At 73.5% G+C, this 21,175-nt stretch carries 11 protein-coding genes; 7 read left to right on the top strand and 4 right to left on the bottom strand.

What is annotated here, in order from left to right; translation table 11 throughout:
• Positions 1–38 precede the first annotated feature (38 nt).
• The 3 genes from ACFV18_RS01695 to ACFV18_RS01705 form a co-directional block, all read right to left on the bottom strand.
• Positions 39–1,238, bottom strand: coding sequence for an FAD-dependent oxidoreductase (locus ACFV18_RS01695; protein ID WP_380478177.1), 1,200 nt, complete (start codon positions 1,236–1,238; stop codon positions 39–41).
• 226 nt (positions 1,239–1,464) lie between these two features.
• Entirely contained in the window at positions 1,465–3,000 is a 1,536-nt protein-coding gene (locus tag ACFV18_RS01700) for a M1 family metallopeptidase (RefSeq protein WP_380478178.1), read from the bottom strand.
• 305 nt (positions 3,001–3,305) lie between these two features.
• Positions 3,306–4,484 (bottom strand): LuxR C-terminal-related transcriptional regulator, encoded by a 1,179-nt coding sequence (locus ACFV18_RS01705; protein ID WP_380478179.1) that lies wholly within the window; start codon positions 4,482–4,484, stop codon positions 3,306–3,308.
• 231 nt (positions 4,485–4,715) lie between these two features.
• Between ACFV18_RS01705 and ACFV18_RS01710 the strand changes: the two genes are divergently transcribed.
• From ACFV18_RS01710 to wecB, 7 genes are all read left to right on the top strand, one after another.
• A complete protein-coding gene (locus ACFV18_RS01710; protein ID WP_380478180.1) occupies positions 4,716–5,993 on the top strand; it encodes an acetyl-CoA carboxylase biotin carboxylase subunit family protein in 1,278 nt (425 codons plus the stop codon).
• Positions 5,994–6,203: 210 nt separating this feature from the next.
• Positions 6,204–9,941, top strand: a complete 3,738-nt coding sequence (locus ACFV18_RS01715) for an amino acid adenylation domain-containing protein (protein ID WP_380478181.1) — start codon at positions 6,204–6,206, stop codon at positions 9,939–9,941.
• A gap of 44 nt (positions 9,942–9,985) precedes the next feature.
• On the top strand, positions 9,986–14,995 hold the full coding sequence (locus ACFV18_RS01720; RefSeq protein ID WP_380478182.1) for an amino acid adenylation domain-containing protein: 5,010 nt from the start codon (positions 9,986–9,988) through the stop codon (positions 14,993–14,995).
• Positions 14,996–15,084: 89 nt separating this feature from the next.
• Entirely contained in the window at positions 15,085–16,422 is a 1,338-nt protein-coding gene (locus ACFV18_RS01725; RefSeq protein ID WP_380478183.1) for an MFS transporter, read from the top strand.
• A 13-nt stretch (positions 16,423–16,435) separates the two neighbouring features.
• The gene (locus ACFV18_RS01730; protein ID WP_380478184.1) at positions 16,436–17,626 is read left to right on the top strand and encodes an ATP-grasp domain-containing protein; all 1,191 of its coding nucleotides are present in this window, start codon (positions 16,436–16,438) and stop codon (positions 17,624–17,626) included.
• 104 nt (positions 17,627–17,730) lie between these two features.
• Entirely contained in the window at positions 17,731–18,249 is a 519-nt protein-coding gene (locus ACFV18_RS01735) for an isochorismatase family protein (protein ID WP_380478185.1), read from the top strand.
• Between the two features lie 571 nt (positions 18,250–18,820).
• Positions 18,821–19,990: a non-hydrolyzing UDP-N-acetylglucosamine 2-epimerase gene (gene wecB / locus ACFV18_RS01740; RefSeq protein WP_380478186.1), complete on the top strand. Its 1,170-nt coding sequence runs from the start codon at positions 18,821–18,823 to the stop codon at positions 19,988–19,990.
• A gap of 34 nt (positions 19,991–20,024) precedes the next feature.
• On the opposite strand, the gene ACFV18_RS01745 is transcribed toward wecB, so the two are convergent.
• On the bottom strand, positions 20,025–20,915 hold the full coding sequence (locus ACFV18_RS01745; protein WP_380478187.1) for a universal stress protein: 891 nt from the start codon (positions 20,913–20,915) through the stop codon (positions 20,025–20,027).
• Positions 20,916–21,175 lie beyond the last annotated feature (260 nt).

Raw genomic sequence — 21,175 nt, forward strand, 5'->3', positions numbered from 1 at the left:
TGCGCCGCGAGGCACGGGGATGGGTGGGGGCCGGCGGCTCAGGCGAGGCCGCGGAGCATCAGGTTCCAGTAGAGGAACGGCAGTCCGCGGCGCTTGAGGTGCCACATGTCGGCGCGCTCACGGATGGTGTTGATCACCGGGATGGACGGGGCGGGCCGTCCGCTGTAGTCGAACTCGGCGAGCAGCATCCGGTTGCGGGCGGTGGTCAGCGGGCAGGACGAGTAGCCCTGGTAAGCGGCCGTGGGTTCCCGGCCGTTGAGCACGGCGAGCAGGTTCTCCACCACCACGGGCGCCTGCTTGCGCACCGCGGCTCCGGTCTTGGAGTTCGGGGACGATCCGGCGTCGCCGAGGGCCCAGACGTTCGGGTAACGGACGTGCCGCATGGTGTGCTTGTCGATCTCGACGTAGCCCGCCGGGTCGTCGGCGCCGGCCAGCGGGCTGCGCTTGATCCAGTCCGGGGCGCTCTGCGGCGGCACCACGTGGGCCATGTCGTACGGCAGGGTCGTGGTGGCCCCGCCGTCCAGCTCGGTGACGACCAGCTCGCGGGCCCCGGGGCGCACTTCGGTGACTTCGCTGCCGTAGTGGACCTTGATGCCGTACCGGCGCACCACGCCTTCGAGCACGCTGGCGAACTCCGGCACGCCGAAGATCGCGGTGCCGGGGAGCACCAGGTGGACGTCGATCTTGTCGAGGACGCCCTGCTGGCGCCAGTAGTCGGCGGCGAGGTAGGCGATCTTCTGCGGGGCGCCACCGCACTTGACGGCGCCCGTCGGCGCGCTGAACACCGCGGTGCCGGAACGGGTTTCGCGGATGAAGCGCCAGGTCGCGGGGGCGTGCTGGAACGAGTAGTTGCTGGACAGGCCGTCCTTGCCGAGCCCCGCCGCCAGGCCCGGTATGCGGTCCCAGTCCAGCTGGATGCCCGGGCAGACCACGAGCTGCTCGTACGAGACGGTGCCGCCGCCCTCCAGCGCCACCTCCTGCGCCTCGGGGTCGATGGCGACCGCGGCACGGCGGATCCACCGCACGCCCTTCGGCATGACGGACGCCTGCGAACGGACGCTCTCCCCCAGCGGCGCCCGTCCCCCGCCCACCAGCGTCCACAACGGCTGGTAGTAGTGCTGCTCGCTCGGATCGAGCACCGCGACGTCCCGTTCCCCCGCCCGGCGGAGCCGAGCCGCGACCGTGATCCCGGCGGTACCGCCGCCGATGATCACGATCCGGTGGTGCTGCTTGGTCATCAAGGGCCTCCTCAAATGTACGGACATTAAACTAGGACGGCACGGCCCAAACACGCAAGCCACCTGCGGCGATTCAGCCCCAATTTGTCCGTACATTCAAGTGGCAGTCCCAGAAACACGTGAGCCGCAGTGGGCTTCCCCACTGCGGCTCACGTCGTTCAAGCCCGCCCCCGCCCTCCTTCACGGGGTGTCCGGGCGCCCCCGGGCAAGGTTCACCGCGCGCCCGTCACGGCCGGCCCGCGTGAACGGCATTGGCCTCCTGGATCTTCCGCCAGGACTTCGGTTCCACCGGCAGCCGCCCGTCGCCCCGGCCCGCAGCCGCACCGGCCGCCGGCCGGGCGGCAGCCGTGGTGCCGGTCGGCACCGGCCCGACGGCGGGCTTGCCGGGGGTGAACAGCCAGGTGTTCAGCAGGTCGCCGAGCTTCCGGCCGGAGAGCTTCTCCGCGTACGCCTGGAAGTCCTGGATGGTGGCGTTGCCGTAACGGCGCTCGGTGGGCCAGCCCTTCAGGATCCGGAAGAAGGTCTCGTCCCCGACGGTGTTGCGCAGCGCCTGAATGGCGAGCGCGCCGCGCTGGTAGACCGCGGCGGAGAGCTGGTTCTCCTCCCCCGGGTCGCCCGGCTTGACGCTCCAGAACGGGTCGTCGGCCGGGTAGTAGGCGTAGATGTAGTCGGCCAGTTCCTGCACGGTGCCCTCGTCCTCGTGCTCGGACCAGAGGTACTGCGCGTACTGGGCGAAGCCCTCGTTCAGCCAGATGTCGCTCCAGCGGGAGAGCGAGACGCTGTCGCCGTACCACTGGTGGGCCAGCTCGTGCACGACGACCGAGGTGTTGGATCCCCGCGCGAACAGTCCGGGCCCGTAGAAGACCCGGGTCTGGGTCTCCAGGCCGCCACTGGTGCGGACGTTGGGCACGAAGCCGCCGACCGAGCTGAACGGGTACTCGCCGAAGTAGCCGCTCAGCCAGTCCACCAGCTCGCCGGTGCGCTCCACGCTCGCCCGGGCCGCGCCCGCGTTCTCGCCGAGGTCCTTGCTGTAGGCGTTGTAGACCGGCAGCCCACTGGCCGTGGTGTCCTGGATGACGTCGAACTTCCCGATCGCCAGGGTCGCCAGGTAGGTGGCCTGCGGCTTGTCCTCGCGCCAGCTGTAGCGGGTCCAGCCCGCCCGCGAGCTGGTGCCGGTCAGCACCCCGTTGCTGATCACCTGGGTGCCGTCCGGCACCAGCACCGAGACGTCGAAGGTCGCCTTGTCGCTCGGGTGGTCGTTGCTCGGGAACCACCAGCCGGCCGACACCGGTTCCCCGGCCACCACCGCGCCGTCCGGGGTACGGCGCCAGGCGGTGTAGCCGCCGTACTTCTGGACGGTCGAGGGCACGTCCCGGTAGCGCACCACCACGGTGGCCGGGGAGCCCTTGGCCAGCGGCCGGTCCGGGGTGATCTCCAGCTCCTGGTCGCCACTGGTGGCGAAGGCCGCGAGCCGCCCGTTGACCCGGACCTCGGAGACCTTCAGCGCGAAGTCGAGGTTGAACCGGGAGAGGTCCTGGGTGGCCGTGGCCAGGATGGTCGTGGTGCCCTCCAGCTCGTCGGTGGCGGGCTGGTACTTCAGCCGGACGTCGTAGTGCGAGACGCGGTAGCCGCCGTTGCCGAGGGTCGGGTAGTACGGGTCCCCCAGGCCGTCCGCACCCGGCTGGAAGCCGGAGGCCGAGGCGGGGACGGCCAGGAACAGGCTCAGCGCACTGGCAGCAGAAACGATCAACCTCTTGCGCACATGGTCCTCCAGGGATCACCAAAACGGTGGGGTCGGATCGATCCCTGTCCCGGCAACTCCCCGCCTACTCCCCGATTGTGAGAATTTCATGAAGGGAAACGCCTCGGCCGACACATATGACTCTCCATCAGCTTCGGTTGCCATGAAAGGAGTTGACCCCTCGAAAGCTCAACCGGCCGGCGATGCGGTGAACCTGAACCGCGAAGCCGCCGGCCAGGGCGCGGCAGGTGGCCCTGCGGGCTTCGCCCGGCTCGGCCCGCCGCCGGTGGGCCGGGGTTCGGCGGGAGAACCGGGCGAAGCGCGGATCACCTCTCGGTGCGGCGGCCGGCGGGTCTGGGAACGGCGCCGAGCGGGACCGGGACGACCCCGTCGGCCTTCCCGCACCCCGTGAGGCCGGTCCCGCCCGGGCCGGCCTCCTCGTGGGCGGCCTCGGGCGGCGCTGTCATGGCCGGCCCGGCCGGGAGGTCGTCGTCCGGGGGCGGGAAGCTGATGCCGGCCAGCTCGTCGCGGAGCAGGTAGCCGGCGTGCAGCCGGTTGCGTGCGCCGATCCGGCGCATGATCTCGGAGATGTGCCGTTGGCAGGTGCGCACGGACATGCCGAGGCGCTTGGCGATCAGCTTCTCCTCGTAGCCCTGCACCAGCATCCGGACGATGGCGGACTTGATGTTGTTGGAGGTCTCGCGGACGCGCTGGCGCTGCTGCACGGCGGGGAATTCGTCGGACGCCACCCAGGCGCGTTCGAAGGAGGCGACAGCGAAGGCGATCATGCTCGGGTCCTGGACCAGGGCGGCGCCGAGCGGTTCGTCGTGGAGTTCGATCAGGGCGGTGGTGCGGTCGAAGATGAGCACCCGGACGAAGGCGTCGCTGACCGTGCGGATCTCGGCGCCGAGTGCGGTGACCTTGCGGACGTACTCGACGGTGGTCTGGTCAAACTGCGCGGTGTGCTGGTAGATGGTACGCATCCGCACGCCGCGGTTCAGCAGGGCCTCGGTGCGGCTGAGCGATTCGTTGAGCACCTCCTCGGAGCGGGCGCCGCCGGGCTGGGAGGCGAGCACCTCGGTGGTACTGCGGGCGGCGAGCTCGGTGATGGTGCGGCGCACCGATGCCAGATCGGTGAGGCGTTCCACCTGTTGTCCGGAGACCCGCCCGAGGGTGCTGGACTCGTATACCGGTAACAACGCGGCCAGGGTGCTGTGCATCTCCTGGAGTTCGCGGTGGTGCCGGACCAGGTCACGGACGGCGGGGGCGAGCGCCTCCAGGCCCGCCCGGGCCGGGGTGTCGGCGTGCAGGCGCCCGTCGGGGGCCTGCCGGACCAGGCGCAGCTCCAGCAGGTGCCGGACGGCTGCGTTGAGGTCCACGCGGTCCTCGGCGAGGGCCGCGTGGAGTTCTGCGGGAGTGGCCGGGCCGTGGTCGGCGAGGTGACGGTACACCTCGGTGCCGACGGTGCGGGCCACTGCTGGATCCAGTTGCGTACTGATTTCCACCTGTTCCTCACTTCATGCCCGTCGTTTTCCTGCCTGGCGAGGATACGAGCCCCAGGGGACACATCACTCACACTTTTGATCATGCACAGTAATTTCTGAGCGGCGACGACCGGTTGCCGCCCGGATTTGACGGGTTATCACCATGTCCACGCGTTTCGTCCGTGACCTCGGGTGGGGCTGACCGTCGACGCCCGACCGTACGAACCCACGCTTTCGAACGGAGCAGGTCAGTTGTCCAGCGCACCCAACCCCGTGTCACCCGACCGGCGTTCCCCGCACGAGCTGCCCCTGCTGGCGGTCGTCTACGACCTGGGGGCGGTGGGACCGGCGGAGATCGTCGCCGCCGCCCGCGGCCTGTGCCGCGTCATTCTGTTGTGCGACCCCGCCCGCCCGCACGTCGCCGGGATCCTGCCCGAACTGCGCAGGTTCGCCGACGTGCTGGAGACCGGAGCCGACCCCGAGCAGAACGCCCGCACCCTGGCGGAGCTGACGCCGGACGGCATCACCACCTTCAGCGAGTACGCGATCCGCACCACCGCGGACCTCGCCGCCCGGCTCGGCCTGCCGTACCACGACGGCCCGACCGCGAGCCGGCTCACCGACAAGTACCTGCAGCGCGAGGCGCTGGCGGCGGCCGCGGTGGACGCCGTGCGGTGCGTCGCCGTCCGGCAGCGGCCGGAGATCGACCGGGCGCTGGCCGAGGTCGGCGCGCCCGCCGTGGTCAAGCCCCGCCGCGGCGCGGGCAGCCGGGCCACCCACCGCGTCGACACCACCGCCGAACTGGCGGACCTGCTCACCGTCCTGACCACCGACGGCGAGGAGGAGTACGTCGTCGAGGAGTTGCTCGCCGGCGACCCGGCGGCGGCCGGCGCCGAGTGGGGCGACTACGTCTCGGTGGAGTCACTGGTCCGCGACGGCGAGGTCCGGCACGTCTGCGTCACCGGCAAGTTCCCGCTGGCCGAACCGTTCCGCGAGGTCGGCCAGTTCCTGCCCGGCGTGCTGCCGGCCGGCCTCGCCGAGCGGTGCACCGCGCTCACCGAACGGGCCCTGCGCGCCCTCGGCGTCACCGTCGGCGTCACCCACACCGAACTGAAGCTCACCGACCGCGGCCCGCGCGTCATCGAGGTCAACGGCCGGATCGGCGGCTACGTCAACGACGTGCTCAACCGCTCGGCCGGCTACAACCTGCTGGCCGCCGCGTTGCGCACCGCACTCGGGCTCCCGCTGCCCGACGGCGGACCGGCGTTCCGTCAAGTCGCCTTCCGCCGCTACCTGGTGGCCCCCGCCACCGCCCGGCAGGTCCTCAGCCTGGACGGCGCGGAGGCGATCGGCGCCATCCCCGGCGTCCAGTACGTCGAGTGGCGGGCAACTCCCGGCGCCCCGCTCGACTGGCGCGACGGCACCCAGGGCTGTCTCGGCGTGGTCTACGGCATCGCCCGCGACCACGACGCCCTGCGGCGGATCGGCACCGAGATCGACCGCCTCTTCACGCCCGTGTTCGCCCACTGAGCGACCCCCCGACCGGGCCTTCCACCACCTCTCCCCCGTCGCAGGCCATCGACCTCCGGCCGCGACGCGGCTTCCGCACGCCCTGTTCCGGTTCACCGGCACCGCCAGGCCCGCCCCCGACCGGGGTCACCGGGCGGCTCGCCGCCGCGCGTCCCCGAGCGCCTGACCGGCCCAACCGTGTCCGTCCCACCACCGAAGGAGCGCACGTCCGTGGATCGTCATGCCGTCGGCGCACCCGCCGACCCACCCCACTCCCGACCGGTCCAGCGTCCCGAGCGGCCGCTCGACCTGCCCGGCGCACGGCCCTGCACCGGCCGCTGCGAGCTGCGGCACACCACCGTCCGCCTGCCGCGCACCGGCGGCGACCCGCTCGCCGCCCTGCTGCTGGTGCTGCGCAAGTACACCGGCGCCGACCTGATCCCACTCGGCCGCCTGGACGCGGCCGGCCGGCCGCTGCCCGCCGTCGAGGCGAGCATCGACCCGGCCGCCACCCTCGCCGAGTTCACCGCCCGCGCCGCCGAGGCGCTGCGCACCGCCGACGGCGGCACCGGCCCGCAGAGCGTGCTGCTCGCCGACTCCCCGCAGGCGCTCGACGCGTACCTCGCGGCGGAGGGCGGCCGGGTGCCGTTCGACCTTGCCGTCTGCGCCGCCGAGGACGGCGCCGAGCTGCGGCTCGACGCCTGGGTGCACGCCGACGCCGTCGATCCGGCCCTCGCCGAGGCGCTGCCCCGGCACCTCGCCCTGGTGCTGGACGCCCTCGCCGACCGGCCGACCCGGCGGGTCGCCGACACCGGCATCATCAGCGCGCCCGAGCGCGACTTCGTGCTGCACGAGGTCAACGCCACCGCCGTGGACTACCCGCGCGACGCCTCGCTGCACGCGCTGTTCGCCGAGCAGGCCGCCGCCCATCCGACCCGCACCGCGCTGGTCGGCCCGGACGGCGAGACCCTCGACTACGCCGAACTCGACCGGCGCTCCGCCCGGTTGGCAGAGCGGCTGCGCGCCGCCGGGGTCGCCCCCGGCAGCCGGGTCGCGCTGCGCGCCGAGCGCACCACCGCGATGGTGGTCGCCACCCTGGCGGTGCTGCGGGCCGGCGCGGCCTACGTGCCGATCGACCCGGGCTACCCCGAGGACCGGGTCAGCTACACGGTGGCCGACAGCGGCGCGGTGCTGATGCTCACCGCCGACCCGGGCCGCCCGGCCCCGCTGCCGCTGCTGTCCTGGGACACCGCCGACGGCGACCCGACCGGTCCGGACAGCCCGGCGGCCGCCGAGGCGACCGCGTACGTGATGTACACCTCCGGCACCACCGGCCGGCCCAAGGGCGTGCCGATCAGCCACCGCAACGTGGTGCGCCTGGTGCGGGGCAGCAGTTTCGCCGAACTCGGCCCGGACACCCGGGTGCTGCAGACCGGTGCGCCGGTCTTCGACGCCGCCACGCTGGAGATCTGGGGGCCGCTGCTGAACGGCGGCACCCTGCACCTGGTGGACGACGCCGTGATCCTGGACGCCCGGGCGCTCGGCCGGGCAGTGCGCGAGCGCGGCATCACCACCATGTGGCTGACCGCAGCCCTCTTCAACCAGCTGGTCGATCAGGACCCGGCCCTGCTCACCGGCCTGCGCGAACTGCTGGTCGGCGGCGACGCGCTGTCCGTCCCGCACATCGACAAGCTGCTCACCGCCTGCCCCGGCCTGCGGGTCACCAACGGCTACGGGCCGACCGAGAACACCACCTTCTCCACCACCCACCTGGTCACCCGCCCGCTCGGCGAGCGCATCCCGATCGGCCGGCCGATCGCCAACTCCACGGCGTACGTGGTCGATCCGGACGGCGCCCTGCAGGCCGTCGGCGTCCCCGGCGAGCTGCTGGTCGGCGGCGACGGCCTGACGGCGGGCTACCTCGGCCGGCCCGACCTGGACGAGCGTGCCTTCGTCCCCGACACCTTCGGCGGCGGTGGACGGCTGTACCGCACCGGCGACCGGGTGCGTCTGCTGCCCGACGGCGCGCTGGAGTTCCTCGGCCGGGTGGACCACCAGGTCAAGATCCGCGGCTTCCGCGTCGAACCCGCCGAGGTCGCCCAGCAGTTGATGCGGGAGCCCGGCGTGCGCGAGGCCGTGGTGGTGGCCCGGCAGTACCCGGAGACCGGCGAGAAGTACCTGTGCGGGTACGTCGCGGCCGACGCCGCCGTCGATCCGGCCGCGCTGCGCACCGCCCTGGCGGCCCGGCTGCCCGAGCACCTGGTGCCGGCCCGGATCGTCCGGCTGGACGCGCTGCCGCTCACCCGCAACGGCAAGGTCGACCGGACGGCGCTGCCGCTGCCGGAGACCGCCGCGCCCGACCTCGCCGGGTACGCCGCCCCGCGCGACGATTTGGAGCGCTTCCTGTGCGAGCAGTGGCAGCAGGTGCTCGGCCGTGAACTCGTCGGCCTGGACGACGACTTCTTCGACCTCGGGGCGAGTTCGCTGACCGCCGCGATGCTGGCGGGGGCGATCCAGCGCGAGTACGCCGTCGACTTCTCGGGCGTGCTGATCCTCACCCACCCGACGGTGCGCGAGGTCGCCGAGCTGCTGCGCACGGCGCTCGCCGAGGCCGCCGACGGACCCGCAGCGGCGGGCGCCCGGGAACTGCCGACCGCGCCCGAGCTGCCCGACCACCCGGTCACCCCGCAGCAGAAGCGGCTCTACGTCGAACAGTTGAAGGACCCCTCGACCACCCAGTACCACGTCCCGCTGGTGATCGACCTGCCCGCCGGGCAGGTGGACGCCACGGCGCTGGAGGCGGCGCTGCGACAGCTGATCGCGCGTCACGAGGTGCTGCGCACCGCTTTCGTGCACGACGGCGAGGAGCCCCGCCAGCGGGTGCTGTCCGACGTGCCGTTCGCGCTGGAGCGCGGCGCGCGGACGGTGCGCGAGCTGCTGCGGCCCTTCGACCTGGCCGAACCGCCGCTGCTGCGCGCCGCGTTCTTCCGGCACGGCGAGCACGACCGGCTGCTGCTGAACATCCACCACATCGTGGCGGACGGCACCTCGGTGGCGGTGCTGCTGGCCGAACTGGCCGACCTGTACCGGGGCGTGCCGCTGCCGGAGCCCAAGCACCAGTACCGCGACTACGCGCACTGGTGGCGGCAGAGCGGCGAGGCGCTCGCCGAGCGCGAGCACCGGCCGTACTGGCTGGAGCTGTTCGCCGAGCCGCAGGACGCCGCCGACCTGCCGGTGGACCGGGCACGGCCCGCCACCCGGGGGACCGCCGGCGACCGGATCGCCTTCGACCTCGGACCGCAGCGCACCGCCCGGATCCGGGAGTTGGCGGCCCGTCGGCGGGTGACCGTCTTCGGGTTCCTGGCCGCCGTGCACGCGCTGTTCCTGTCCGCGGTGACCGGCAGCCACGACGTCACGGCGGGCGTACCCACCGTCGGCCGGACGGTGCCGGGCACCGAGCGGCTGCCCGGCATGTTCGCCGGCACGGTCTGCCTGCGCAGCCGCTTCGAGCCGGACACCCCGTTCGCCGAGCACCTGCGGGCGGTCGCCGACCAGGCGGTGCAGGCCTTCGCCCACCAGGACCAGCCGTTCGACACCCTGGTCGAACTGGTCGCCGGGGAGCGGGACTACAGCCGCAACCCGCTGTTCGACGCGATGCTCGCCTTCCAGGGCGGCGGGGTCGGGCCGGGCGAGTTCCTCGGCGCGCTGCCGAGGTTCGCCGACACCGACACCGACCACACCATGTTCGACCTGAACCTCCAGTTCCACGAGGCCGGCGAGTCCGTCGAGGCGGTGTGGGCGTACAGCACCGACCTGTTCGACCGGGCCACCGCCGAGGCCTTCGTCCGCCTCCTGCTCGACCTCGTCGACGGCGCGCTGGCCGACCCGCACGCGCCCGTCGGCCGGCTGATCCGCCCCGCGGCGCCCACCGTCGTCGTGTCGGCCCTCGCCTTCGAGTTCGACCTGTGAACCGCGCCCCGGGCGTCCCCGCTCCACACCCCAAGGAGAAGACCATGGCCCAGCACGAGACCTTCGGACAACGCAAGATCATCGCGGCGCAGCGCCCGCTGGCGACCGCCTACTGGAAGGGCCTGATCCGGCCCGGCCGGTACCGATCCGCCTTCCCCGCCGACCTGCACCACGGCATGCCCGAGGACGCGCCGCGGGTCACCGCCGACGTCCCGCTCGGCGAGGGTGCGACCGCCGTGCTCGACCGGCTGACCAAGGGCAGCCCGGACGCGCTGCACACCCTGCTGACCGCAGGCGTCGCCGCCCTGCTGCACCGCTACGGCGCCGGCGAGGAGCTGACGCTGGCCCAGCCGTACCCGGCGGCCGACTCCGAGCCGCTCGGCGACGCCCTGCCGCTGGACCTCGCGCTGGAGGCGGACACCGACCTGCGCACCGCGCTGGCCCGCACCCGGGAGGCCGTCCTCGGCGCCCTGGAGCACCGCGACTACCCGCTGGACGTGCTCGCCGTGGAGGCCGGGCTGACCGCCCCGGCCGGCGACAACCCGCTGTTCGACGTGGTGGTCCGGCTGGAGGGCCTGCACGCGGCGGCCCCGGCCGCCGGCGTCCGCTTCGACGTCCGCCGCGAGGCCGACGGCCTGCACCTGAGCGTGGACTGCGACGGCCGCCGCTACGAGGCCGGCACCGCGCGGCGGCTCGGCGCCCACCTGGCGCTGCTGCTGGAGCGCTGGGCGGACGCGCCCGGGACCGCGCTCGGCGACCTGTCGCTCTTCACCGAGCAGGACGCCGCCCGGCTCGCCGAGGCCAACGCCACCGAGGCGCCGTTCGAGGACGGCGTGCGGCTGCACGAGCTGTTCGAGCGTCAGGTCCGGGCCACCCCGGACGCGCCGGCCGTCGTGCTGGACGGCGAGAGCGTCAGCTACGCCGAGTTCAACGCCCGCGCCAACCGGCTGGCCCGCACCCTGGTCGAGCGGGGCGTCGGCGCGGACACCGTCGTCCCGGTGGTCGCCGAGCGCTCGGTGGAGATGCTCACCGCCGTGTACGCCGTGCTCAAGGCGGGCGGCGCCTACCTGCCGGTCGACCCGTCCTACCCGGCCGAGCGGGTCCACTACCTGCTGCAGGACAGCGGCGCCGGGCTCGCCCTCGCCCGCACCGCGCACCTGGGCCTGCTGCCCGACGGCGCCGCCGTCCTGGACCTCGACGACCCGGCCTCCTACGCGGACGCGGACAGCGACCTGGAGCGCCCCGGCACCGCCCGCGACCTCGCCTACGTGATCTACACCTCCGGCTCCACCGGCAACCCCAAGGGCGTCGCCGTCGAGCACCGCTCGGCCGTCAACCGGATCGGCTGGATGCAGCGCGCCTACCCGATCGCCCCCGGCGACGTGGTGCTGCAGAAGACCTCGATCTCCTTCGACGTCTCGGTGTGGGAACTGTTCTGGTGGGGCCGGCAGGGCGCCGCCGTCTGCCTGCTCGCCCCCGGCGGCGAGAAGGACCCGGAGACGATCATCCGCACCGTGGAGCGGCACCGGGTCAGCACCCTGCACTTCGTGCCGTCGATGCTCGCGGTCTTCCTCGACTACGCGCACGGCACCGGCGCGACCGGCGCCCTGACCACCCTGCGGCAGGTCTTCGCCAGCGGCGAGGCGCTCCCGCCGCACCTGGCCGCCCGGTTCGCCGAGGTGCTGCCCGGCAGCCGGCTGATCAACCTGTACGGGCCGACCGAGGCCACCGTCGACGTCACCCACCACGAGGTGCACGGCCGGCCCCACCGCGTCCCGATCGGCGCGCCGATCGACAACACCCGCCTGCACGTGGTCGACCACAAGCTGCGCCCGCAGCCGATCGGCCTGCCCGGTGAGCTGTGCATCGCCGGCGTCGGCCTGGCCCGGGGCTACCTGCACCGGCCGGAGCTGACGGCGGAGAAGTTCGTCGAGCGGCCCTTCGACGGCGAGGAGCGGGTCTACCGCACCGGCGACCTGGCCCGCTGGCTGCCCGACGGCACCATCGAGTACCTGGGCCGGATCGACAACCAGGTCAAGATCCGCGGCTTCCGGATCGAGCCCGGCGAGATCGAGGAGCAGCTGCGCCGCCACCCCGCCGTCACCGAGGCCGTGGTGGTCCCGCACCGGGGCGCGGACGGGCAGCTCCAGCTGCACGGCTACGCGGTCGCCCCGGCCGACGGCCCCGACGAGCGCGAGCTGAAGGAGCACCTGCGGGCCGCGCTGCCCGAACACCTCGTCCCCGCCCGGGTGGTGCGCCTGGACGCGCTGCCGGTCACCCCGAACGGCAAGCTCGACCGGCGTGCCCTGCCGCTGCCCACGGACGCCTTCACCGGGCCGGAGTACACCGCGCCGAGCGGCGCCACCGAGCAGCGGCTGGCCGAGATCTGGGGCGAGGTGCTGGGCCTGGAGCGGGTCGGCGTGCACGACTCCTTCTTCGCGCTCGGCGGCAACTCGATCCACTTCGTCAGCGTGCTGGCCCGCAGCCGCCGGCACGGTCTTGAGTTCACCTTCCAGGAGTTCTTCCAGCACCCGACCATCGCCGAGCTGGCCGCCCTGCTCGACGACGAGGGCACCGAACGCACCGGCGAGAGCCAGGAGTTCGCGCCCTTCTCGCTGATCTCCGAGGCCGACCGGGCGCTGCTGCCCGCCGACGCCCAGGACGCCTACCCGATGTCGATGCTGCAGGCCGGCCTGATCTTCCAGAGCGAGATCACCCGGGGCACCGCGCAGTACCACGACATCATCAGCTACCTGATCACCAGTCCGTTCGACGCCGAGCTGTTCACCGAGGCGGCGCGGATCCTGGTCGAGCAGGCGCCGATCCTGCGCACCACCTTCCACCTGGTCGGTTTCTCCGAGTCGCTGCAGATCGTCCGCTCCGAGGTGCCGCTGCCGCTGACCATCACCGACCTGCGCGGGCGCACCCCCGACGCGCAGCAGTTCTGGTTCGAGCAGTGGGTGAAGGAGGAGCGCGGCCGGCGCTTCCGCTGGGAGGAGCCGGGCCTGATCAGCCTGCACGTCCAGGTGCTGCGCGACGACCTGTACCGCTACAACATCAGCCTGCACAACTCGGCGCTGGACGGCTGGAGCATCAACCTCGTCCACACCCGGCTGTTCGACATCTACTACCGGCTGCGCGACGGCCGCCCGCTGCCCGAGGCGCCCGGCGACCACCTGCGCAACCACGTCGGCCTGGAACTGCGCGCGCTGAACTCCCCGGCCGCGCGGGAGTTCTGGGCGAACATGCTGGACGGCGCGCAGAGCACCGCGGTGCCGCGCCCGGCCGTGCCCGACAGCGAGGAGTTCGCCGTCGGCATCCGCCCGGTGCCGATCCCGGCCGAGCTGTCGGCCCGGATCGTCCGCCTCGCCGACCAGCTCGGCGTCCCGGTGAAGAACGTGCTGCTCGCCGCCCACCTGCGGGTGCTCGGCCTGCTGGCCGGCCGCACCGACGTGCTCACCGGCTACGAGCACAGCGGGCGACCGGAGCTGGAGGGCGCCGACCGCTCGATCGGCATGTTCCTCAACACCGTGCCGCTGCGGATCGAGCTGACCGGCGGCAGCTGGGCCGAGCTGATCCGCTCGGTCTACCGGGCCGAGACCGACCTGCTGCCGCACCGCCGCTACCCGATGGCGCGGATGAAGCAGGACGTCGGCGCCCACCAGCCGCTGTTCGAGACGGTCTTCAACTTCACCCACTTCTACCTGCTCAAGGAGCTGAAGAAGCTCCCCGAGTTCGCGCTGCTGGACGTGCAGGTGCAGGCGGAGACCGAGTTCGTGCTGCGGGCCGAGTTCTCCCGGCACTTCTTCGAGGACAACGTGCGGCTCAGCCTGCACCACCACGCCGACGTGCTGAACAGCGAGCAGATCGACCGGATGGGCGGCTACTACCTCACCGTCCTCGACCTGATGACCGCCGACCCCGACGGCCCGTCCGTCACCCCGGAGCTGGCCCTCGCCCCCGAGGACCGCGAACTCCTGCCCCCGGACGCGCAGTCCGAGGCCCCCGCGCCGGCGGCCAAGCCGACCGCCGGCGGCCCGACCGCCGTCCAGCGCCGGATCGCCGAGGCCTGGTCGCAGGTGCTGGGCGTGCCCGCCTCGCGGATCGGCGCCGGGGACGACTTCTTCGAGCTCGGCGGCAACTCGCTGGCCGCGCTGCGGGTCGGCATGATGCTCGACGGCACCGTCTCGCTGGTCGACGTGATGCGCTACCCGGTCCTCGGCGACCTGGCCGCCGCCGCCGAACGCTCCGCCGGGCGGAGCGAGGAGCAGCCCGGCCACCTGCAGCCGCTCACGGTGCCCGACGGCACCCCCGACGCGACGCTGGTGTGCTTCCCGTACGCGGCCGGCAACGCGGCCAACTTCGTGCCGCTGGCCCGCGAACTGGCCGCGCTGGACGACCGGATCGCGGTGTACGCCGTCGAACTGCCCGGCCACGACCTGCACCGCACCGACGAGCCGTGCCTGGACGCCGCCGCCACCGGCCGCCTGGTCGCCGAGGAGATCACCCGGCGCATCGAGGGCCCGGTGCTGCTGTGGGGCCACTGCGGCGGCGCCGCGGTCGCCGTGGAGACCGCCCGGGAGCTGGAGCGCCGCGAGGCGGACCTGCGCCACCTGGTCATCGGCGCCAAGCTGCTCAACCCCGTCGAGGACATCCACGAGGCGATCGGCATCCTGCACGGCATGTCCGACCAGGACATCGTCGACTGGCTGATCGAACGCACCGGCTACAGCATCGACGACGGCCTGGCCATGGAGCGCGCCCGCACCATCGCCACGCTGTTCCGGCACGACGTGGAGTCCAGCCACCGCTACCTGCTCGCGGTGCGCGAGCAGGCCGGCACCCCGCTGCGGGCGCCGCTGACCTTCGTGGTCGCCCAGGACGACCAGACCACCGTCGAGTACCCGCAGTACCACCAGGACTGGAAGCTCGTCGCCCCCGACCTGCGGCTGTGCGAACTCGACTCCGGCGGCCACTACTTCATCCGCACCAGGGCCGCCGACGCGGCCCGGATCGTCCGCGAGGCCTGGCAGCAGGCCGCTCCCGCCAGCTGATCACCCCTCGTCCCGGGCCGGTGCGGCACCCCGCCGCACCGGCCCCGGCCGACCGCACCGCCCGACCCCTTTGAGATGAGAGATCCCCGATGAAGTCCTATCTGTCCGTCCTGCGCCTGCGGGACTACCGACTCCTGTGGTCGGCCTCCGTGCTCAACCTGCTCGGCGACGGCGCCACCTGGACGGCACTGTCCTGGCTGGCCATCTCCAAGGCCGGCGCGGGCGCGCTCGGCGTGCTCGCCATCTGCTACACCATGCCGGTCATCGTCGGCGGCGCCTTCGTCGGCCCGCTGCTCGACCGCTTCTCCCGCAAGGCCGTGCTGATCGGCGACTCGGTCCTGCGCGGCATCGTCGTGGCCGGGGTCCCGCTGATCGCCCTGTTCGGCGACGTGCCGCTGTGGCAGCTGTACGCGGTGGCGGGCACCTACGGCCTGCTGAAGATCGTGCCGCTCGGCGCGGTGCCCACCATCGTGCCCGAGCTGGTCCCCAAGGAGCAGCTGCAGCCCGCCGCGGCGCTGGAGACCATCGCGTACGGCGCGGCCGGCTTCGCCGGTCCGGCGCTCGGCGGTGTGCTCATCCCGGTGATCGGCGGCGAGGCGGTGCTCGCCCTGGACGCCGTCAGCTACCTGCTCTTCGCGCTGGCCATCTGGGCGATCCGCGCCCCGCTCAAGCGGCCCGAGCCCGCCGCCCCGGCCACCCCGGCCACGGCAGGGGGGAAGAAGAAGAGCTCCGGCAACTGGGGTTGGGGCCCGGTGTTCGCGCTGCTCAAGCAGGACAAGGTGCTGCTGAGCATCACCGTCGGCTTCGCCCTGTTCAACTGCGCGATGGGCATGCTGCGCGTCACCAACCCGTGGCTCGCCCACAACGCGCTGCCCGGCGGCGCCGAGACCCTCGGCCTGCTGCTCGCCGCCGCCAACGGCGCCGGCCTGATCGGCTCGCTGATCGCCGGTGCGCTCAAGCCGTCCGACAAGCAGATGGGCCGGATCGGCCTGCTGCAGATCTTCGCCGGCGCCTCGCTCGGCCTGCTGCTCGTCCTCAACCTGCCGGTGGTGCTGATCGGCCTGGTCCTGTCCGACCTGCTCTCCGCGCCGATGACGGTCTCCTCGCAGGTGGTCCGCATGGTCCGCATCCCGGCCGAGGTCCGCGGCCGCACGATGACCTTCATGCGCACCCTGATGAACAGCACCAGCCCGGCCGGTGCCGCGCTCGCCGCCGCCCTGTTGGCGAGCAACATCTACCGCCCGACCGTGGTGATCATGACCCTGGTCGCCGCCGTCCCCGGTGTGTTCATGTGGCTGGCCTACCGGAAGACCTCCTTCTCCGAGGAACTGGGCCTGAACAAGCCCACCGAGCCCACCGAGCCCGCCGACGCCTCCCCCGAGCCCGGCTCCGAGCCGACCGCCGCGGCCCCCGCCCCGGCCCGCTGAGAGGACACCGCCCATGCCCAAACTGCTGCTGGTCGGGGTCGGTGAACTCGGCCTGCCCTACCTGATCGCCGCCAAGCGGCTGCAGGCCTCCGTCGGCCTGGTGGAGACACCGAGCCGGGCGGCCCTGCTGCGCGACCTGGTGGACGAGGTCTTCCCGGTCGCCGGGACGGCCGAGGAACAGTGGTCCGAGGCCGCCCTCGGCGCCGCCGCCCGCTGGTCCCCGGACGGGGTGCTGGCGCTCGGCGAGCCGCAGGTGCTGGCCGCGGCGCTCACCGCCGAGCGCCACGGCCTGCCCGGGCCGTCGCTGGGTGCCGCGGTGGTCTCCCGCAACAAGGCGCTCCAGCGGGCGGTCTTCGCGGCGGCCGGGCTCCCACAGCCCGCCTTCACCGTCACCGAACGGCTCGGCGCCGCGGCCGACTGGGCCGCCGAACGGCTGCCCGTCGTCGTCAAACCGCTGTCCTCGTCCGGCAGTTCCGGCGTCGAGCTGGTCCCGGACGGCGCCGCCTGGGCGGACGCGGTGGGCCGTCGCGACGGCGAGGGCCGGCTGCTGGTCGAATCCGCCGTCACCGGACCCGAGTTCAGCTGGGAGGGCCTGGTCCGGGACGGGCGGGTGCTGCTCGGCAACGTCACCGAGAAGGAGACCGGCCCCGCCCCGTACTTCGTCGAGGTGGCGCACCGGGTCGGCACCGCCGCCCCCGCCGCCGTGACGGCCGGTCAGCACCTCGGCCGCCAGGTCGTCGAGGCGCTCGGCATGCGCACCGGCATCGTCCATCTCGAGTTCCGGCTGACCGCCGACGGCCCCGCCATCATCGAGGTCGCCGTCCGCACCCCCGGCGACTCGATCATGGACGCCGTCGGCCTGGTGCACGGCCTCGACCTGTACGAGGCCGTGGTCCGGCTCGCCCTCGGCCTGCCCACCCCGGCGGTCGAACGTGCCCGCCAACTGCGGTGCAGCGCCAGCCTGTTCCCCACCGCCGCGCCCGGCCGGGTGGTCGCCGTCCACGGCACCGCCGACCTTCGCGGCCGCCCCGGCGTGGCCCGCGTCCACGTGGGCGTCCGGCCCGGCGACGCGGTCGGGCCGGTCCGCTGCTCGGCCGACCGCCCCGCCGCCGTCCTCGTCGAGGCCGCCGACCCCGAATCCCTGGAGAAGGCCGTCGCCGACGTCCGCGCCACCCTCCTCATCGAAACGGAGCCCATCCTCTGACACCCCGCCGGCGGGGCCGGCCCCGAACGCCGGCCCCGCCGCCTCCTCCCCCCCTTGCTCCCCTCGTGGCACGCGGGCGGTCCGTCACTCGCTAGAGTCACCCCGTGACTACTCAAGGACGCCTTGCCCTGATGCTGATCGACCTTCAAACCCGAATCGTGGACCAGGAGTTCAAGCCGCGCAGCGGCCGGGAGGTGGTGGCGGCCGCGCGCACCCTCGCCGACGCCTACCGCACCGCCGGCGCCCCCGTCGTCGTGGTCCAGGTCCACCGCCCCGGCGTCCCCGAGCAGCCCCCGGGCAGCGAACTGGTCGACGACGTCCTGGCCGAGGGCGACCTGCTGTTCACCAAGCGAGCCATCGGCGCCTTCCACAGCGGCGAACTCGACACCCAGCTGCGCGAGCGCGGCATCGACACCCTTGTCCTCGCCGGCCTGGTCACCAACCTCGGCGTCGAATCCACCGCCCGCGCCGCCGTCGACCACGGCTACAAGCTCCACTTCGTCGAGGACGCGATGGCCGCCCTCACCGCCGAGGAACACGAACACGCCTTCCGCCACACCTTCCCCCGCTTCGGCACCATCACCACCGCCACCGAAGCCGCCACCCTCCCCCGCTCCTCCTGAGCTCCGCCCGCCAGGAAGGCACGGCTGGTTCCACCGGGTCGTCCGGGCAGCCGTTGCCCAGACCCGGAGCGGTGCCCACGTCGCCGACACGTGGGCACCGCTCCACCCCGCGCGTGTGTCAGAGCCGGCCGCTCACCCGCCGGCCCCGACCGAGGTGCGGTCGGTGGCACCGGACGGCAGAAGACCGCAAGGAATTGGCCCGGGCGCGATAATCCCTCCTTCTTCTCCGTCGAATGACCGGCACCATTCGACAAATCGGCCGGGACAGCCCGGGTGATGCCGGACCTCCCGCCGTCGCCGGAGTGACGCCACGCCCCGCCGGCCGCGCAGCCACCCGCATGCCGCACCACGCGAAACCGCCGCCCCGACTGCGGCATCAAAAAGCAGAACCCCCACGTCAGCACGGGCTTCGAAGGCTCGACCGCGAGCCGCGCAGACCCCGCACGCGTCTGCCGCACACTGGGCCACCCGGGCGGTGTCGGCGGGATCCCGGCGAATTCTCCGCATTTCACGGCCGTCAACGGGTCGATACTGCACCAGCACCCGAGACACCTCTCACCGTCGGAGAACAATGCCCTCCCCCGCTGTCGCCCTGATTTTCGGAACCCGGCCGGAAATCGTCAAACTCGCCGGCGTCGCCCGCCTTCTCGGAACCCGGGCCAGGCTCGTGTGGACCGGCCAGCACTGGGACGCCAAGCTCACCACCTGCTTCTTCGACCAGTACGGCCTGCCCCGCCCGGACCACGTCCTCGACGGCATCGGAGGAGAGGCCCGCGGCCGGCAGATCGGCCGCATGGTCGCCGCCCTCAGCGACCACTTCACCAGGCAGCCCCCGGCCGCCGCCGTCGTGCAGGGCGACACCAACACCGCCGCCGCCGGAGCACTGGCCGCACACTGCGCGGGCATCCCCGTCGTCCACGTCGAAGCGGGCCTGCGCTCCTTCGACAACGCCATGCCCGAGGAGGCGAACAGGCGCCTGATCGCCCCGCTCGCCGACCTGCACTGCGCCCCGACTCCGACGGCGGCCGCCCACCTGCTGCGCGAAGGCGTCGAAGCCGGGCGGGTCCTGATCACCGGCAACACCGTCGTCGAGGCGACGCTCGAATCCCTGCCCGGCAAGGCCGAGGCCGACCGGCTCCTGACCCGGCACGGGCTGACCGAAGGCGGCTACGTACTCGCCACCGTCCACCGTCCGGAGAACACCGATGACCGCGCCCGCCTGGCCCGGCTCCTCGACCAGCTCGCCGGCGTCGGCCTGCCCGTGCTGCTGCCCCTGCACCCGCGCACCCGGGCCGCCGTCGACCGGTTCGGCCTCCACCGCTCGATCGCCCGGCTCCGGCAGACCGACCCGCTCGACCACGCCGCCTTCCTCGGCCTGGCGCGCCACTGCCGTCTGCTCGTCTCCGACTCCGGCGGTGTGCAGGAGGAGTGCACCGTCCTCAAGCGCCCGCTCGTCGTCGTGCGCAACTCCACCGAACGCCCCGAAGCCGTCCGGGCCGGCTTCGCCCGCCTGGCCCGGCCGGGCCAGCAACTCGCCCTCGCACTGCGCGAGATGCTCGCCGACACCACCGCCACCGAGCGCCTCGCCCGGACCCCCTCCCCGTACGGCGACGGCAGCGCCGGCACGGCCATCGTCGCCGCCCTCCGCGAGCGCTACCTCGGCCCCGAACCGACGGCCGCCACGCCGCTGCCCTCGCCCGGCCACCTGCACCCGGCGCCTGCCGCCACCGCCATGGCCTGAGCGACGGAGTCTGATCGCGGCACGCAGCCTTCGCTCAGCTCTCCCGCGCCAGCGGTTCGTCCGCGCCGCGCCCAGCCGGAACGGTGACGACGGGGCAGAGCGCTCGACGGATCAGGCCGTGCGGGACGGAGCCGAGCCGCAGTCCGGTGATTCCGCCGTACCCGTGCCGCCCGACCACGACGGCCAGCGCGTGGGCGGACACCCGGACGAGTTCGTCGACGGGCTGGCCGCCGATGATCTCGTGGGTGAGGTCGAGGTCGGGTTCCTCGGCGGCGCAGCCCGCGGTGGCCTCGAACAGGCGCCGCCGGATCTCCGGCTCGCTCTCCAGTCGCTCGAACGGCCGCACGGGTGTCCGCCGGACCCGGACGGCGCGCAGGGCCGCTCCCCGGCGGGCGGCCAGGTCGGCGGCGAAACGCACGGCGGCCTCGCAGTACGGGGAGCCGTCCACGCCGACGACGACGTGGGGCGGGCGGAGGGTGGTGTGCTCGGGTTCCCGTACCACGGCGACCGGGCAGTGCGCCTGGGCACTGACCGGAACGGCCACGGAGTAGCGGCTCAGCTTCTCCTCCAGCAAACCCAGGCGACGCGAGCCGAGCACCACGAGCGCGGCCCGCGCGGACTCGGCGCACAGCAGCGGGGCCGGACTCCCCTCGCGCAGGACGGACTGCACCGGGAGCCCGGGGTGGCGTTCCAGCGCGATGCCCTCGGCCTTCTCCAACGCGAGGGATCCGGCCTCCCGCAGCGACTGGAGGTAGCTGCGGCCGTCGCCGTGCAGGTCCCGGGGTTCGTCGGGGACGGCCTGCACCAGGCGGAGCGGGATCCCGCGCCGCTCGGCCTCGGCGGCGGCCCAGCCGACCACCATGGGGCTGACCTGCCGGGCATCGACGCCCAGCACGATCGGGCGGGGTTCGGTGGGCGACGTCATGACTCCTCCACCGTCACGCCGGCCGTTGTCCGGTGACGGCCGGATCGACTTCCACGCTAGGCGCGCCCGGTGGAGCGGGCGAGGGCCGACCGGCCCCGGCCGGGTGGGGCCGTCGCGCCGCCGGCCGGCCGCGTCGCAAAAGCGCACCGTTCCGGGTTCCTGCCGCCGTGCCGGGGGCCCGCTGCCGACGGCGCACAGACCTCGTGGTGGGCCCACCGGGCGGCAGCCGTGCCGCCCCGGCGGGCGGCGGGCAGAATCGG

The organism is Kitasatospora sp. NPDC059673, from assembly GCF_042734215.1.
GTDB lineage: Bacteria > Actinomycetota > Actinomycetes > Streptomycetales > Streptomycetaceae > Kitasatospora.

Coding starts and splice junctions, on each gene's coding strand:
- ACFV18_RS01695 (WP_380478177.1), bottom strand. CDS start 1,238: ATGACCAAGCAGCACCACCGGATCGTGATCATCGGCGGCGGTACCGCC.
- ACFV18_RS01720 (WP_380478182.1), top strand. CDS start 9,986: ATGGCCCAGCACGAGACCTTCGGACAACGCAAGATCATCGCGGCGCAG.
- ACFV18_RS01725 (WP_380478183.1), top strand. CDS start 15,085: ATGAAGTCCTATCTGTCCGTCCTGCGCCTGCGGGACTACCGACTCCTG.
- ACFV18_RS01730 (WP_380478184.1), top strand. CDS start 16,436: ATGCCCAAACTGCTGCTGGTCGGGGTCGGTGAACTCGGCCTGCCCTAC.
- wecB (WP_380478186.1), top strand. CDS start 18,821: ATGCCCTCCCCCGCTGTCGCCCTGATTTTCGGAACCCGGCCGGAAATC.
- ACFV18_RS01745 (WP_380478187.1), bottom strand. CDS start 20,915: ATGACGTCGCCCACCGAACCCCGCCCGATCGTGCTGGGCGTCGATGCC.